General features: G+C 75.1%; 13 protein-coding genes and 1 riboswitch. Of the genes, 10 read left to right on the forward strand and 3 right to left on the reverse strand.

Annotated elements, in window-relative coordinates; translation table 11 throughout:
* Positions 1-93 precede the first annotated feature (93 nt).
* Both Ae150APs1_RS13565 and Ae150APs1_RS13570 read left to right on the forward strand, forming a co-directional pair.
* Entirely contained in the window at positions 94-1,152 is a 1,059-nt protein-coding gene (locus Ae150APs1_RS13565) for a MoxR family ATPase (RefSeq protein WP_075297899.1), read from the forward strand.
* Positions 1,149-2,693 carry a VWA domain-containing protein gene (locus tag Ae150APs1_RS13570; RefSeq protein WP_075297901.1) on the forward strand — a complete coding sequence of 515 codons (1,545 nt, stop codon included), beginning with the start codon at positions 1,149-1,151 and terminating at the stop codon, positions 2,691-2,693. The genes Ae150APs1_RS13565 and Ae150APs1_RS13570 overlap by 4 nt, the downstream gene beginning before the upstream one ends.
* Before the next feature lie 32 nt (positions 2,694-2,725).
* Here Ae150APs1_RS13570 and Ae150APs1_RS13575 read toward each other — a convergent pair whose 3' ends face one another.
* Positions 2,726-3,313 (reverse strand): NADPH-dependent FMN reductase, encoded by a 588-nt coding sequence (locus Ae150APs1_RS13575; protein ID WP_075297903.1) that lies wholly within the window; start codon positions 3,311-3,313, stop codon positions 2,726-2,728.
* 42 nt (positions 3,314-3,355) lie between these two features.
* On the opposite strand from Ae150APs1_RS13575, the gene Ae150APs1_RS13580 reads away from it, so the two are divergent.
* From Ae150APs1_RS13580 to Ae150APs1_RS13605, 6 genes are all read left to right on the forward strand, one after another.
* Positions 3,356-4,966 carry an ABC transporter substrate-binding protein gene (locus tag Ae150APs1_RS13580; RefSeq protein ID WP_075297905.1) on the forward strand — a complete coding sequence of 537 codons (1,611 nt, stop codon included), beginning with the start codon at positions 3,356-3,358 and terminating at the stop codon, positions 4,964-4,966.
* A gap of 94 nt (positions 4,967-5,060) precedes the next feature.
* Entirely contained in the window at positions 5,061-6,311 is a 1,251-nt protein-coding gene (locus Ae150APs1_RS13585) for an MFS transporter (RefSeq protein ID WP_212567208.1), read from the forward strand.
* Between the two features lie 10 nt (positions 6,312-6,321).
* The gene (locus tag Ae150APs1_RS13590; protein WP_075302085.1) at positions 6,322-7,842 is read left to right on the forward strand and encodes an ABC transporter substrate-binding protein; all 1,521 of its coding nucleotides are present in this window, start codon (positions 6,322-6,324) and stop codon (positions 7,840-7,842) included.
* Entirely contained in the window at positions 7,839-8,804 is a 966-nt protein-coding gene (locus Ae150APs1_RS13595; RefSeq protein WP_010227895.1) for an ABC transporter permease, read from the forward strand. Before Ae150APs1_RS13590 ends, Ae150APs1_RS13595 begins: the two co-directional genes overlap by 4 nt.
* Entirely contained in the window at positions 8,801-9,595 is a 795-nt protein-coding gene (locus tag Ae150APs1_RS13600; RefSeq protein WP_075297907.1) for an ABC transporter permease subunit, read from the forward strand. The genes Ae150APs1_RS13595 and Ae150APs1_RS13600 overlap by 4 nt, the downstream gene beginning before the upstream one ends.
* Before the next feature lie 169 nt (positions 9,596-9,764).
* Positions 9,765-11,027: an ATP-binding cassette domain-containing protein gene (locus Ae150APs1_RS13605; RefSeq protein ID WP_249266330.1), complete on the forward strand. Its 1,263-nt coding sequence runs from the start codon at positions 9,765-9,767 to the stop codon at positions 11,025-11,027.
* 3 nt (positions 11,028-11,030) lie between these two features.
* Here Ae150APs1_RS13605 and Ae150APs1_RS13610 read toward each other — a convergent pair whose 3' ends face one another.
* Positions 11,031-11,393, reverse strand: a complete 363-nt coding sequence (locus Ae150APs1_RS13610; RefSeq protein ID WP_075297908.1) for a hypothetical protein — start codon at positions 11,391-11,393, stop codon at positions 11,031-11,033.
* A 115-nt stretch (positions 11,394-11,508) separates the two neighbouring features.
* Between Ae150APs1_RS13610 and Ae150APs1_RS13615 the strand changes: the two genes are divergently transcribed.
* The gene (locus Ae150APs1_RS13615) at positions 11,509-11,868 is read left to right on the forward strand and encodes a hypothetical protein (protein WP_010234641.1); all 360 of its coding nucleotides are present in this window, start codon (positions 11,509-11,511) and stop codon (positions 11,866-11,868) included.
* Entirely contained in the window at positions 11,865-13,385 is a 1,521-nt protein-coding gene (locus tag Ae150APs1_RS13620) for an ABC transporter substrate-binding protein (protein ID WP_075297909.1), read from the forward strand. The genes Ae150APs1_RS13615 and Ae150APs1_RS13620 overlap by 4 nt, the downstream gene beginning before the upstream one ends.
* A gap of 512 nt (positions 13,386-13,897) precedes the next feature.
* On the opposite strand, the gene Ae150APs1_RS13625 is transcribed toward Ae150APs1_RS13620, so the two are convergent.
* The gene (locus Ae150APs1_RS13625) at positions 13,898-14,644 is read right to left on the reverse strand and encodes a class I SAM-dependent methyltransferase (RefSeq protein ID WP_075297911.1); all 747 of its coding nucleotides are present in this window, start codon (positions 14,642-14,644) and stop codon (positions 13,898-13,900) included.
* Positions 14,645-14,857: 213 nt separating this feature from the next.
* Positions 14,858-15,129, forward strand: a riboswitch (cobalamin riboswitch).
* Position 15,130: the final 1 nt, after the last annotated feature.

Consider the following 15,130-nt stretch of genomic DNA (forward strand, 5'->3'; position numbering starts at 1 on the left):
GACCCGCCGCCGCGCCCGGATCAGCCCCCGGGCGCGGCGGCGGCCTGTCCCGACCGTCACGAGACGCTTCTGCGCAGTGCAGCGAGGAGAACGGTGTTCGAGAGCCCCGAGACGCTGACCGAGGCCCTGGCCGGCGAGAACTACGTCATCGACCCCGAGTTCGCGGTGGTGGTGCACCTGGCCACCGCCTTGGAGCGGCCCCTCCTGCTGGAGGGCCCGGCCGGCGTCGGCAAGACCGAGCTGGCCAAGTCGCTGGCCGCCGCGGCGGGCCGGACGCTGATCCGGTTGCAGTGCTACGAGGGACTCGACGACGGCCGCGCCCTCTACGAGTGGGACTACGGCAAGCAGCTCATGCACGTCCAGATGCTCCGCGACCGGATCGGCGAGCTGCTCGCGGGCACCGCGACGATGGCCGAGGCGTCGGCCCGGCTGCAGGCCGAGGACACCGGCCTCTACACCGAGCACTTCCTCTCCGCCCGCCCGCTGCTCGAAGCCGTGCTCTCCCCCGAGCCCGTGGTGCTGCTCGTCGACGAGGTCGACCGCACCGAGGAGTCGATGGAGGCGCTGCTGCTGGAGGTGCTCGCCGAACGGCAGGTGACCGTCCCCGAGATCGGCACCTTCACCGCGCGTTCGGCGCCGTGGGTCGTGCTGACCTCCAACGACACCCGCGAGCTGTCGCCCGCCCTGAAACGACGCTGCCTGCACTACCAGGTCGGCTTCCCGACCCCCGAGCGCGAGACCGAGATCGTGTCCCGCCGCGCCCCCGAGGTCGCCGCCGACGTCGTCACCGACGTGGTCGAGCTGGCCCGGCGGCTGCGCGAGTTCCCGCTGCGCAAGTCCCCGTCGATCTCCGAGGTCGTCGACGCCTCCCGCGCCGCCGCCGTGCTCGGCCTCGAATCCGGCGGTGAGCTGGAGAAGGTGCGGTCCTCGCTGCTCGCGGCGCTGCTGAAGTACGGCTCCGACCGCGAGCTGGCCGTGCGGCGCCTCGACGGCGCCGAGGTCGCGGACGAGGTGGGGGCGGCCGACGACTCGGGCTGGGTGAGCCGCTCGTCGCGGCCCGCGGACACGACGTCCGGCGCGTTCGGCAAGGGTCGCGCCACCTCCACCGGGAGCCGGGCGGCGACCGACCGGAACCGCCGGGGCCGCCGGTGAGCACGGCGGACGGGCACGCGGAGAGACTCCTCTCGGTGCTCTCCGCCGCCTTCACCCGGGTACTGCGGGCCCAGCGGGTGGCGGTCTCCCCCGCCGAGGCGATCGAGGTCCGGCGGGTACTGGCCATGGTCGGCGCCACCGACACCGCGCGGCTGCGGGCCGGGCTGCGCGCCGTCACCGTCAAGTACTCCTACGAGCGCGCCGGGTTCGAGCGGGCCTTCGACGCCTTCTTCGGTCTGCTCCCCGAACCCGCCAGCAACGGGACCGCGAGCGGCGGGCCCGGACTCCGCGGGCCGGGCGCCGAGGGACTGCCCACCGACCTGGACCTCACCGAGGACGACGACCCGCTCGGCCGCTACGCCGACTACGACCCGAACGTGGCCGATGTCGGGGACATGCTCGACGCCGAGGAGCAGGAGAAGGGCTTCAACCCGCACCGCGACGACGACGACGTGTCGCTGGGCGGGTCGGACTCCGAGCTCTCGGTGTCCTCCGGGGAGGACAGGGGCCGCCGCGGGACGACCTACACCGTGGATCTCGAGCGAGCGGGCGCCGCGGTCGGCAAGGAGCTGACGTCGGGGGCCACGACGCAGGTCTCCGGCGAGATCTCCTTCGACGACCCGGAGGCGATCCTGGCCTGGCTCGCCGCGTACGACCCGCACGCCGTCTACACCGACGGCCCCGAGGGCGAGGAGCTCTCGGAGGTCCAGCTCGGCACCCTCGTCGAGGCCATCACCGAGTTCGTGACCCAGCTCGCCGAGCGGGTCGAAGCCGGCGAGGGCGAACGGCCCGACCCCGCGAGCGACGGCACCGACGGCACCGACCGGCTGGACTCCGCCGACATGCAGCAGGCCTGCCACGAGCTGCTGCACCGGATGCGCGGCGCACCACGCCGGGTCCCGCGCGAGCACGCCCACGGCCCGCTCGACGTGCGGCACACGGTGCGGCGCAGCATGCGCAGCGACGGCGTGCCGTTCCACCTGCTGCACCGTGCGAAGGTCCCGGACCGGGTCCGGCTGCTGGTGATCGCGGACGTCTCGCTGTCGGTCCGGTCGATCACCGCGTTCGTGCTGCGCCTGGCGCGGACGCTGCACCGGCAGGCGTTCCGCTGCCGGGTGCTGGCCTACGTGGACTCACCGGTCGAGGTGACCGAGCTCCTGCTGCGCGCGCACGACGACCACGCCCTGGCCGCGGTCCTCGCGGCACCGGGCATCGACCTGGACGCCACCAGCGACTACGGCCGGGTGTTCACCGAGCTGAACGAGAACTTCGCCGACGCCGTCGACCACCGCACCGCCGTGCTGTTCGTCGGCGACGGCCGCTCCAACGGCCTGCCCCCGGGCACCGAGGAGCTGCGGACACTGGCGCGGCGCGCCTTCCGGGTCGGCTGGATCACCCCGGAACCCGGGCGCTACTGGAACCAGGCGTCGTGCGCGATGGAGGAGTACTCGGAGATCGTCGACCACGTGCTGGTCGCGAAGGACGCCGACGACCTGCTCGCCGGGGCGGGGGAGCTGGGTCACGCGCTGTCGCGCCCGTGAGTGGAAAACAGGGTCAGGGCCGTGTTGTCCACTCACGAGTCGCGGAGCGACCGGCGTGGGATGTCCGGACCGGTGGCACCGGCGGCGTCGCGGGGCATCCGCCGGGCGAAGGTCACGACGGTGTCCGCCAGCTCGGCCAGCCGGTCGCGGACGCCGTCGTCGGTCAGCTCGCCGCCGGCGAAGTGGGTGTTGTTGGCGTACACCGCACCCGGCGCCGCCCACGCGCGGAAGAAGCCGACCAGCGGCTTGAGCTCGTGCTCGATCGCGAGGAAGTGGTGGTCGGTGCCGCCGGTCGCGACCAGGCCGACCGGCTTGCCGGCGAGCGCGTCGTTGGGCAGCACGTCGAACAGGTTCTTCAACCGGCCCGTGTAGCCGCCCCGGTACATCGGCGTGCCGACGACCAGGGCGTCCGCGGCGGCGACGCGGTCGATCACCGCACGGGTGTCGCCGGTGTAGCCGGCGGGGTCCCGGCCGTCGGAGAACACGACGTCGTGGTCGCGCAGGTGCAGCAGGCCGGCGTCGACGTCGTCGTGTCCCGCGGCCCGGGCGACCGCGATCTCGAGGAGCAGAGCCGTCTTCGACGGGGTGGAGGGGCTGCCGGAGATCGCCAGGAGGTCCATCCCGGGCACCCTAACCGCGAGGGCGTTCGGCACCCTGGTGCCGTGCCCCTGAGCCGACGCTCGTTCCTGCGTGCCACCGGCGCCGCCGCGGCGCTGGCCGGGATCCCCGCCCTCGCCGCGTGCGGCGCCCCGGCCGACGCCGGCGCCCCGCGCCTGACCGTGGCGTTCGCCGGTACCGGACCGCTGCCGGTGACCGACCCGCACCAGGTGTGGCGACCGGTCGACCGGGCGCGCGCAGCGGCGGTGGCGGACACGCTGCTGGCGTGGGGCCAGGACATGCGGCCGGAGCCGCACCTGGCCGCGTCGGTGGGGCCGGACCGCACCGGGAGGCGGTGGCGGGTCCGGATGCGGGAGGCGACCGCGCACGACGGCAGGCCGCTCACCGCGGCCGACGCGCTCGCGTCGTTCCGCCGGATCGCCGCCCCCGCGACCGGGGCGACCGCGGCCCCGCTGCTGGCGAACGTCGACCTCACCGCGAGCCGGGTGGTCTCGCCGACCGAGCTGGAGTTCGTCCTGCGGACCCCGGACTTCCAGTTCCCGCTGGTCCTGGGCGCGCCGGGGACCGGGATCGTCCGCGACGGCCGCGGCGGGACCCCGGTCGGCACCGGCGCGTTCCGGGTCGGGGACACCCCGGCCGTCCTTCTCCGGCACGACGGGCACTGGCTGGGCGCCGCGCTGTCCCCCGAGCTCGAGTTCCTCGTGGACGACGACGAGGAGAACCGCTACCAGTCGCTGCTCGACGGGTACGTCGCCTACGCCCACGATCTCTTCCCGCACAGCGTGCGGCGGATCCTCGGCCGCACCGGGACGGGCGTCGTCTCGACCCCGGCCTCGGCCACCCGGTTCCTGGAACTGGGCACCGGCCCCGCGCGGGCCACCGGGCGGGCCGATCTCGGCGGTCCGGACGACGACGGTCCCGCGCTCGCCGTGCCACCGGAGGGCGCCGACCCGTTCGGCGATCCGCGGCTGCGGGAGGCGGTGCGGCTCGGCATCGACCGCGACGAGCTGGTGCGGAAGGTCCTGCTCGATCTCGGCTCCCCCGGCGACGACCTGTTCGGGACCGGGCTCGCGCACCATCCCGACCGCGTCCCGCCGGTCGCCCGCGACGTCGACCGGGCCCGGGAGCTCGTCACCGCGGCCGGGGCGTACGGAGCGACCGTCGGGCTGGTGTTCGACCCGCTCGATCCGCTCTCCCGCCCGGCCGCGACGGTCGTCGCCGAGCAGCTGGAGACGATCGGGCTGGTCGCCGAACCCCGCGAACCGGATCCGGCGGGTGCCGAGCCGGTCCCGGGCATCCGGTTCCGCCGGGTGCCGGCCCAGCCGGTCCCGCTGTACCTGCGCGCGGTCGCCGCCGGCGGGCAGGACCCGATCCCCGTTCCGGTCGCGGACGACGCCCCGGCAGCACCGGAGGCACCGACGCCCGGGACGGCCCGCGCCGACGTGACGGAGCTGCTCGTCACCGCCGCCCGGACACCCGACGAGCGCACCCGCGACACCGCCCTGCGCCGCTCCCAGGTGCTGGTGCGCGACGCGGCGACGGTCTGGTCGGTGGGCGACGAGCACGTCGGCATCTCCGCCGACCTGACGGGTGTCGAGCCCGCCCAGCCGGACACCGGGACCTGGGCCCGCTTCCACCGCGTCCGCCTGGGCTGAGCGGTGGCGGGGATCGGCCCGGCTCCCCGCACTCTTGAAAACCGCTTCCGTCCGTGATCCTGTTCAAGTGATCAGACGACAGGGGGGTCACCGCGTGCTGCGCGCGTTCCGGGAGCTGACCGTCCCCAGCCGGATGCTGGTGGTCAACCAGCTGGGGATCAACCTCGGCTTCTATCTCGTGCTCCCGTTCCTCGCCACCTACATGGGAGACCTGGGATACGCGGCCGCGACGATCGGGCTGGTCCTCGCGCTGAGGGTGCTGTCCCAGCAGGGCATGTTCCTGGTCGGCGGGTCCGCCGCCGACCGTATCGGTTGCCGCCCCATGATCCTTCTCGGGTGCGCGTTGCGGGTCGCCGCGTTCGGACTTTTCATGCTGGTGGACGAGCTGCCTGAGCTGATCGTCGCCGCTGTGCTGACCGGGCTCGCGGGGGCGTTCTTCAACCCGGCCGTGCGTGCCTACCTGATGCACGAGGCCGGCGACCGTCGCGCCGAGGTGTTCTCGGTGTTCAACGTGTTCGGTCACGTCGGTGCTCTGGCAGGCCCCCTGCTGGGGGCCGCGTTGCTGGCTGTCGACTTCCGGCTCGTCGCCGGCGTGGCGTGCGCGGTGTTCACCGTCCTGACCGTGGCGCAGCTGTTCCTGCTGCCCGCCCGGCCCGTCGAACCGCAGGACCGCGGGTTGCTGGGCAGCTGGGGCGAGGTCGTCGGGAACCGGAGGTTCCTGCTGTTCGCACTCGGCGGTGCCGGCTACTTCGCGCTGTTCAACCAGCTCTACCTGGTGCTCCCGGTGGAGGCGCAGCGGGTCTCCGGCGTCGCCGGAGCGGTGAGCGCGGTGTTCGTCGTCTCGACCCTCATCGGGATCGCCGGGCAGGTCCGGATCACCGCATGGTGCCGGGTCCGGTGGAGCGAGGGACGGTCGATGGCGGCCGGGCTGCTGCTGATGGGCGCCGGGTTCGTACCGCTGGGGGTCGCGGCACCGTTCATCGCCACGGCGCCGCCCGGGCAGTGGACCGCCGCAGGCGCGCTCGCCGTGACACCGGTCCTGCTCGGCACGGCGGTGTTCACCGTCGGAATGGCGATGACCAATCCGTTCTCGCTGGCGTTGCTGCCCCGGGTCGGCAGCGAGCAGCTCGCCGGCACCTACTACGGCTGGTACTACCTGGTCTCCGCGGTCGTCGTCGCGATCACCAACACCCTGGTCGGCGACCTGCTCGACCGCTTCCCGGAGGGGTCCGGCCGCTGGGTCCCCTTCGCCGTACTGCTGGGGGTCGGTGCCGCGGGTGGCGCCGTCATCACCTGGATGCAACGCACCGGGCGGCTCGAACCCCGTGCCGCCCCCGCTCCCTGAGGACCTCACCGTGCAGCTGACTCGTCGTACCTTCCTCGGCGCCGCCGCTCTCGCCGCGATCGCCGCGCCGGCTGCCTGCGGTGATGGATCCGGCGGCGGTGGTGAACGGCTGCGGGTCGCCTTTCCCGGCGGTGGCTCGCGCGAGTCGCTGGATCCGCACGTCGTGCCGCAGTTCGTGGACCAGGCCAGGGCCAAGGCCTGCTTCGACACCCTCACCGGGTGGACCCAGAGCATGACCGCCGAGCCCCGGCTCGCCGAGGTCGTCGAGCCGGACGCGACAGGCGCCCGCTGGCGGATCCGGCTGCGTGAGGCCACCTGGCACGACGGGCGTCCGCTCACCCCCGACGACGTCCTGTCCACCTTCCGCCGCATCGCCGATCCCGCGACCACGGCCTCGGCCGCGTCGCTCTTCGGCGGCATCGACTTCGCGGCCAGCCGCGCAGCGGGGCCGCGCGACGTCGAGATCGTGCTGGGCGCGCCGGACTTCACGTTCCCGTTGTGGCTCGGCGCTCCGGGCACCGAGATCGTCCCGGCCGGGACCACCGGCTTCGGGGCCCCGGTGGGTACCGGGCCGTTCCGGTTCGTCTCCTTCGAACCGGGCGGGACGGCCGTCTACGTCCGCAACGACGCGTACTGGGACGGCCCGGCCCCGTCGCCGGAGCTGGAGTTCGTCCCGATCGACGACGAGCAGGCACGGCTCGGTGCGCTGCTCTCCGGCCAGGTGGCCTACGCCCACGACCTACGCCCGGCGAGCGCCCGCCAGATCGAGCAGCAGGCCGGGCGGGCCACTCTGCTCACCGCGCCGCAGTCCACGAGCCAGTTCCTGAACCTGCGGATCGACCGGCCCCCGTTCTCCGATCCGCGGGTGCGCGAGGCCGTACGGATCGGGATCGACCGCGAGGCGCTGGTCCGGATCGTCCTACTCGGCACCGGGCAGGTCGGGAACGACCTGTTCGGCGGGCCGGACCTGCAGTACTACCCCTCCGACGCGCCCCGGACCACCCGTGACGTCGAGCGGGCCCGCGCCCTGCTGCGCGAGGCGCGCGCCACCGACACCACCGTCGAGCTGCAGACCTCGGGCAGCGATCCGAACTTCCAGCCCGCCGCGAACCTCGTCGCCGAGCAGCTCACCGAGATCGGGCTCCGCGCCACGCCGCGGGTGCTGGACTCCGCGACCTACTTCTCCGCCGTGCGCGAGTCCGGGGTCGCGTCGTTCACCCGCACCGGCACGCTGCCCATCCCGGACTTCATCGGGCGCCGCCGGCTGTCGTCGGCGGACAACAGCAACTACACCGGCTACCGCAGTACCGAGATCGACCGGCTCTACGCCGAGGCCGTCGCGGATCCCGACGAGGACGCCCGCGCGGCGAACCTCGGGCGTATCCAGGCCATGCTCCGCGCCGACTCGGGAGCGCTGGTGTGGGCGACCAGCAACTGGAACGTGGGCATCGCCGCCGGGGTCACCGGGATCGCGGCCGCCAAGCCGAACAGCCACCTGTGGGGCCGGTTCGACAGGGCCGCCGCGGGGTGAGCGTCGCGCCGTACGCACCGCCCCGCCGGGGCCGTCCGGTCGCCGTCCGGGCCGGGGTCGCCGCCGCCCAGCTGGCCGCCGCGACGGTCATGATCTTCCTGCTGACCACGATGCTCCCCGGCGAGACCGCGGAGATCGTCCTCGGCCCGGACGCCACCGACGACCAGGTGCGGGAGCTGTCCGCCCGGCTCGGGACGGACCGGCCGGCCGTCGACCGCTTCGCCGACTGGGCCGGCGGCGCGCTCACCGGCGATCTGGGCACGTCGCTGGTGACGGGCCGGGCCGTCGTCGACGAGATCGCCGACCGGCTCGGCTCCACCGTCCTGCTCACCGGCCTGTCGCTGCTCGTCACCGTCCCGCTCGCCGTGCTGGTCGGTGCCGCTGCGGGACGCAGGCCGGGCAGCGCCGCCGACCGGGTCTCCACCGCGGCGGTCTCGGCGCTGCAGGCCGCGCCGCAGTTCGCGCTCGGGCTGTTGCTGGTCGCGGTGTTCGCGTTGCAGCTGGGCTGGCTCCCGGCGACGGCGGGCGGGGGCGCGCTGCTCACCCCGTCGGTCCTGGTGCTACCGGTCGCCGTGCTGGCCGCGTCGCAGCTGGGCTGGCTGTCCCGCCAGGTCCGGCAGGGCGTGCTGCAGACCGACCGGTCCCCGCACGTCACGCACCTGCGCCGGCTCGGGCTGCCGGAGCGGGTCGTGCTGTGGCGGCACGTGCTGCCGGGTGGCGTGGCGCCGTCGCTGCAGCAGCTGGCGCGGATCGTCGAGGGCACCCTGGGCGGCGTCGTCGTGATCGAGTCGCTGTTCGCCCTGCCCGGGATCGGCGCCGGTGTCGTCGAGGCGGTGCAGAGCCGTGACCTGCCGCTGGTGCAGGGCTACGCGGTGCTGGCCGCGGTCGTCACGATCGTGCTGAACCTGCTGGTCGACCTGCTGACCGCCCGGCTCACCCCGGTCCGGGAGGAGGCGCCGTGAGCCGGGCGACGCTCGGGTTGGCGCTGGCCGGTGTGCCGCTGGCGTGCGCGCTGCTGGGCCCGCTGCTCGCACCCCTGCTCCCCGCCGACGACGGCGCGGGCGCGCTGCTGCCGCCCGGGCCCGGCCATCCGCTGGGCACCGACGCGCTCGGCCGTGACGTGCTCACGCTCGCCCTGACCGGAGGGACGACCGTCGTCGGGCTGACAGCCGGGGCTCTGCTGCTGTCGTACCTCGTGGCGATGCCGCTCGGGCTGGTCCTCGCCGCGGCCCGGGCCCGGTGGGCCGCGACCGCGACCCAGCGCGTGCTCGACGTGCTGCTCGTGCTGCCGTCGCTGGTGGTGTTGCTGGTCCTGGCCGGGACCGGGCGGCGCGGCATCGGCTGGCTGCTGGTGGCGGCGGCCGTGCTGCAGCTTCCCGCGATCGTGCGGCTGGTCCGCAGCGCGGCCGGGGCGCCGTCCCGCCGGGTGGCGCTAGAGACGATGGCGCAGAACGGCGAGCCGTGGTGGCGGATCCACCTGGTGGAGACCGGCCGGTTCGTCGCCGGGCCGGTCCTGGTGGACGCCGGCACCCGCGGCGTGATGATCCTCGGCCTCCTGGCGAGTGCGAGCTTCCTCGGGGTCGGCCTGCCACCGGACACGGTGGACTGGGCCGTGATGATCGAGCAGAACTCGGCGTCGCTGTTCCTCGCCCCGGCCGCCCTGCTGGTGCCCGCCACGCTGCTGGTCGCGCTGGCCGCGGGGACGAGCCTGCTGGTGGACCGGATCGCCGACCGGACGGGAGCGGTGACATGACCGCGGCGCTCGCAGTGTGCGGCCTCGGCGCCCGGACCGCGGACGGCACAGTGCTGCTGGACGGCGTCGATCTCGACCTCCTCCCGGGCCGGGTGCTGGCCGTGGTGGGCCCGTCCGGCGCGGGGAGTCCACACTGGGTCTGGCCCTGCTCGGCGAAGCGGCAACCGGGGTGGATCTCGACGGCTCGGTGCGGGTGCACGGCACCGAACTCCTCGTGCCTTCCCCCGGCGCGCTGCGCCAGGCCAGGGCGGGACGGGTGGGGCACCTGCCGCAGCACCCCGGCGTCGTCCTCGACCCGGTCCGCCGGGTCGGTCCGGTCCTCGACGAGCTGGCCGCGACCGTGCACGGACGCGGGCGTGCCCGCCGGGCGGCCCGCGCAGCAGCGGTCGCCGAGTCCCTCGAGCGGGCCGGGCTCGGCACCGAGCCCGGGCTCGCCCGCCGGTTCCCGCACCAGCTCTCGGGTGGCCAGCAGCAGCGGATGGCGCTGGCGCAGACGCTGGTCACCGGCCCCGACGTCGTCGTGCTGGACGAACCCACCACCGGCCTGGACCCGGACACCACCGGCGCCGTGATCGGGCAGCTGGCCGCGCTCGCCCGCGCCGGGACCGCGCTGGTGCTGCTCACCCACGATCTGGACACGGCCCGCAGGCTCGCCGACGACGTGCTCGAGCTCGACGCCGGCAGGCCCGCCCGGCGCGGCACCGCCCGGGAGGTGCTCGGGCCGCCGGTGGCGGAGGCCGGGCCCGTGCAGCGGCCGCCCGGTGACCCGTTGCTGGAGGTGACGGACCTGTCCGTCCGGACCGCCGGGGGGATCACGCTGCTCGCGGGCGTCGGGCTGGCGGTGGAGCGGGGTGGCTGCCTCGCCGTCGTCGGGCCGTCGGGGGCGGGCAAGACCACCCTGGGACGGGCGCTGGCCGGGCTGGTCCCGAGCGACGGCGGGATCCTCGTGGCGGGCACCCGCGCGACCGGGGACCGCCGGGCCGTCCAGTACGTGCACCAGGACTACCGGTCGGCGTTCCTCGACCACCGCCCGGTGCTCGACCAGGTCGCCCGCCCCGCGGAGCTGCTGCGCGGGCTGCCCCGCGCCGACGCACGAGCGGAGGCGACCGCGCTGCTCGGACGGCTCGGGCTGGCGCCGGCGGACACCGGCCGGCGTCCGGGCGGCCTGTCCGGCGGCCAGCTGCAGCGGGCCTCGGTCGCCAGGGCCCTGCTGGCGCGGCCGTCGGTGCTCGTCGCGGACGAGGCCACCTCGGCGCTGGACGGCCGGCACCGCGCGCTGCTGCTCGCCGAGCTCGCGCGGGCCCGGCACGACGACGGTCTCGCCGTCGTGCTGATCAGCCACGACCCGTCCACCGTGGCCGCGGCGGACCGGGTCCTCGCGCTCGCGGACGGGCGGGTCGTGGACACGCCCGCCCCGGCGACGACCAGGTAGGGGTCAGATACCGAGGTGCTCGCGCAGGACCGCCGCGGTCTCGGTGGTGGTCTCGGCGTGCAGCCGGCAGTGCTCGTGATGGTCGGCGTGCGCGCCGCAGGCGGCCGCGCTCGCCTCGCAGGCCCGCAGTGCCGCGGCGGCCGCGGTCTCGGCGACGGCCCGGTCCGCCGCCCGCCGGCCCAGGACCCGCGCCGCGGCCGAGCACAGGTCCGCGCAGTCGAGGGCGAGCAGCACCTCCCGCTCCATCCCGCCGCCCGCGACCATCGCGGACGCGCACGCCGTGCTCGCCCGCTCCGCGTCGTGCAGCTTCTCGACGACGACCGCCGGCGTGGTCACGCCCGCGGCGTCCAGTACGTGGTGGCTCATCGCGATCCCTCTCCTCGGTGGTCCGGGCGGGATTCCCGGTGGGACCGGGCGCTACTCCTGTCGGCGTGTCCTTCATTACTGAACACCTCGTCATATGTGACGTAATGTCGCCGCCATGTCCGCGCTCCCCGCCGTCACGGTCTGCCGGGGGTGCTGCTGCGGCTCCGGCCGGAAGCACCCGGGCGTCGACCACGCCGCCGTCCTCGACCGGATCACCGCCGGCACCGACGGGCACGCCCGTCTCCGGACCAGCGACTGCCTGGGCCCGTGCGCCGACTCCGACGTCGTCGTGGTCGGCCCGGTCCCCTCGGCCCGCCGGTCCGGCGCCCGGCCGGTCTGGCTGCGGCGGGTGCTCGACCACGACGCCGCCGACGCCCTCGCGCGCTGGGTGCGCGCGGGCGGGCCGGGCGTGGCCGAACGGCCCGCCGAGCTGGACGGGCACGTCTTCGCCCCCGGTCTGAGGGCGGCGGGATGAGGCCCCCGGAACTCACCCGGCGCGGGTTCCTCGCCGCGGGACTCGGCGCCGCCGGGCTCGTCCTCGCCGGCTGCGGCGGCGGTTCCGGCTCCGGGACCGACCGGCTGCGGGCCGCGGTCGCCGCGGGCGGATCCCGCGAGTCCCTCGACCCGCACGTCCTGCCCCTCTACGTCGACCAGGCGCGAGCCAAGGCGTGCTTCGACACGCTCACCGGCTGGTCGCAGGACATGACGCCGGAGCCCCGGCTCGCCGAGTCCTGGGAGAGCGACCCCTCCGGCACCCGCTGGCGGATCGTGCTGCGCGACGCCCGGTTCCACGACGACCGGCCGCTGACCGCCGACGACGTCCTGTACTTGCTACGCCGCATCACCGACCCGGCGACCACCGGGATCGCCGCCGCGCTGTTCCGCGATCTCGACCTCACCGCGTCACGGGCGACGGCGCCGCGGGAGCTGGAGCTCGTCCTGAACCGCCCGAACTTCGTGTTCCCGCTGGCCTGGGGCGCACCCGGCACCGAGATCGTCCAGCAGGGGGCCACGACGTTCGACGCCCCCGTCGGCACCGGCCCGTTCCGCTTCGCCTCCTTCACCCCGGGCGGCCCGGCGCTCTACACCGCGTTCGACGGCCACTGGGACGGCAGGCCGGCGATCGGCGAGCTCGAGTTCCTCCCGGTCGACGACGAGGAGGCCCGGATCGGCGCGCTGCTCTCCGGCCAGATCGACTACGCGCACGACCTCACCCCGGCGGGAGCGGCCCGGCTCGACGGCGACGCGCGGGCCTCGGCACTGTCGGCCCCTGCGTCGGCGAACCAGTTCCTGGTGCTCCGGGTGGACCGCCCGCCGTTCGACGACCCGCGGCTGCGCGAGGCCGTCCGGCTCGGCATCGACCGCGAGGAGCTGGTCCGGATCGCGCTGCTCGGGCGCGGCAGGCCCGGGAACGACATGTTCGGGCAGGGGCTGCGCTACTACCCGGACGTCCCCCAGGTCACCCGGGACGTCGATCGCGCCCGGGCCCTCGTGGCCGACGCCGGCGCGCAGGGGCTGGCCGTCGAGCTCCAGACCAGCGGGGCCGACCCGAACTTCGACGCCGCCACCGCCGTCGTCGCGCGGCAGCTCGACGGGATCGGGCTCCGGGTGACGCCCCGTGCGCTGCCGTCGGAGAACTACTTCAAGGCCATCCGGCAGCAGGGCGTGTTCTCCCAGAACAGCACCGGTGCGCTGCCGATCCCCGACTACGTCGGACGCCGGATGCTCACCTCCACCCCCACCTACGACTTCACCGGCTACCGCAACCCGGAGATCGACCGGCTCTACTACGGCGCCATCGGCACCGACGACGAGGCCGCCCGCACCGACGGCTTCGGCCGCATCATGCAGACCCTGCGCGCCGACTCGGGCGGACTGGTCTGGGGCGTGCGGAACTGGAACGTCGGTGTGTCCGGCGGGGTCGCCGGGCTGGAACCGGCGCGGCCCAACACCTTCGCCTGGGCGAACTTCGCCGGCGCCCGGCTCGCCTGACCACCGGCCCGACACGCGACGCAGCCGACCGCCCGGCCCTGCGCCCGGGCCCGAGCCGCCCTGCTCCCGAAGCCGCACAGCTTCCGGCCTTGTCGCGCATCCTGCGGGATCACCGCACAGGGCCGAGCCCGTGCGGCAGCCCGGCACCCTGTGCGGCTACATGCCTCGGGCGCGCCGCGCTCACCGCGCACCTGGCACGGTCGCCGCACAGGATCCGTCCTCACCGCACACCTCGCGGGACAACCGCAGAGGACCTAGCTCGTGCGGGAGCCCGGCACCCTGTGCGGCAGCGCTACCGGCGGCCGTCGACCTGTGCGGCTGCGCCTCGACCTGTGCGGCTGCCGGGCATGGGGACCGCGCGGCACGGTGTCCGCGCCGTCGCAGTCCCGGCCCGACAGCCGCACAGCGTCCGCGCACGCCGCTCACACCGCGTCGCAATCGCACAGGACCTGTCCCGTGCGGTGGCCCACCACCCTGTGCGGCTGTGTCGGTCGGATCGGGTGCCCGGCGGGTCAGCGGATCGCGACCAGCATCCGGCGGTCGAAGGTCTGGGTCAGGGTCCCCACCTCGGCGAAGCCGGCTCCGCGCAGCGCGTCCTCCCAGGCCGGGAGGGTCGATCCGCCTGCCACGTGATCGGCGAACCGGCGCTCGCGCTCGGCGAACTCCGTGGCCAGCGCGGGCTCGTCGGCGAGGGCGTCCCACCAGGCGCGGAAGTCCTCACCGGTGGCGAGACCGCGCTCGGTCCGCTGTTCGCGCAGCCGCCGGGTCAGTGCGGCGAGGCGCGGTGCCGCCGGGTCGGCGAGGAGGGTGTCGACGTTCACGAACACCCCGCCCGGTCGCAGGGTCCCGGCGAGCTGCGCCGCGAGCGCGGGCAGGGCGCCCTCCTGCAGCCAGTGCAATCCGGTCGCCGACACGGCGGCGTCGAACGGGCCGCCCACCTGCTCCGTCCATTCCGGGCCGGACAGGTCGGCGTCGACCCAGCGGACCCGGTCCCCGGTGGTACGGCGGGCGAGCTCGAGCATCACCGGGTCGACGTCCACGCCGACGATCTCGGCCCCGGGGAAGCGGTCCGCCGCCCGCGAGGCCAGGGACCCCGGGCCGCAGGCGAGGTCGAGCAACCGCCCCGGGCCGGCGTCGAGCCCGGCGACGACGTCGAGGGCGAGCCCGAACAGGTCCTCGCGGTCGGGCACGTAGCGGGTCTGCTGGGCGTCCCACCGGGCCAGCCAGTGCCCGGCGTCGAGATCGGGGGCGACGACCACGGAACTCCTCCTGCGTAGCGGATGCACCTGCGCCCCGACGCTATTCGGCCTCCGTCCACAGGGGAACCCGCCTTCGATCGCGACGACGGTCACCCGCCGGGGTGGAGTGTCGAGGCGCCCGACCGCACCGGACCTGCGACGTTCACCGCACGTGACGAATCGGCTCGACATCCGGACACCTAGGGGTCTCGAACTGAGCGCAGCCCTAGATGTAGTGTCCGCGGCGCTGGTGGTTCACCGGCCCGCCCGGGTCGGTGAGGCAAGAGGGAACCCGGTGCGAATCCGGGACTGCCCCGCAGCGGTGAACGGGAACGACCGCCGTCACGAGCACTGGGAGACCCTCCCGGGAAGCGACGGCCAGTAGGCCGGGCGCCTGCGGCACTCGTGAGTGGAAAAGTCGGCTCAGGCCGCGACAACCACTCACGGGCGCCGAAGGCGCCCGATACCCGTGAGTCCGAAGACCTGCCACCGGTGCGCGCACCGCCC

Source organism: Pseudonocardia sp. Ae150A_Ps1, from assembly GCF_001932315.1.
Taxonomy (GTDB): Bacteria; Actinomycetota; Actinomycetes; order Mycobacteriales; family Pseudonocardiaceae; genus Pseudonocardia.

Coding starts and splice junctions, on each gene's coding strand:
- Ae150APs1_RS13575 (WP_075297903.1), bottom strand. CDS start 3,313: ATGGACCTCCTGGCGATCTCCGGCAGCCCCTCCACCCCGTCGAAGACG.
- Ae150APs1_RS13610 (WP_075297908.1), bottom strand. CDS start 11,393: ATGAGCCACCACGTACTGGACGCCGCGGGCGTGACCACGCCGGCGGTC.
- Ae150APs1_RS13615 (WP_010234641.1), top strand. CDS start 11,509: ATGTCCGCGCTCCCCGCCGTCACGGTCTGCCGGGGGTGCTGCTGCGGC.
- Ae150APs1_RS13620 (WP_075297909.1), top strand. CDS start 11,865: ATGAGGCCCCCGGAACTCACCCGGCGCGGGTTCCTCGCCGCGGGACTC.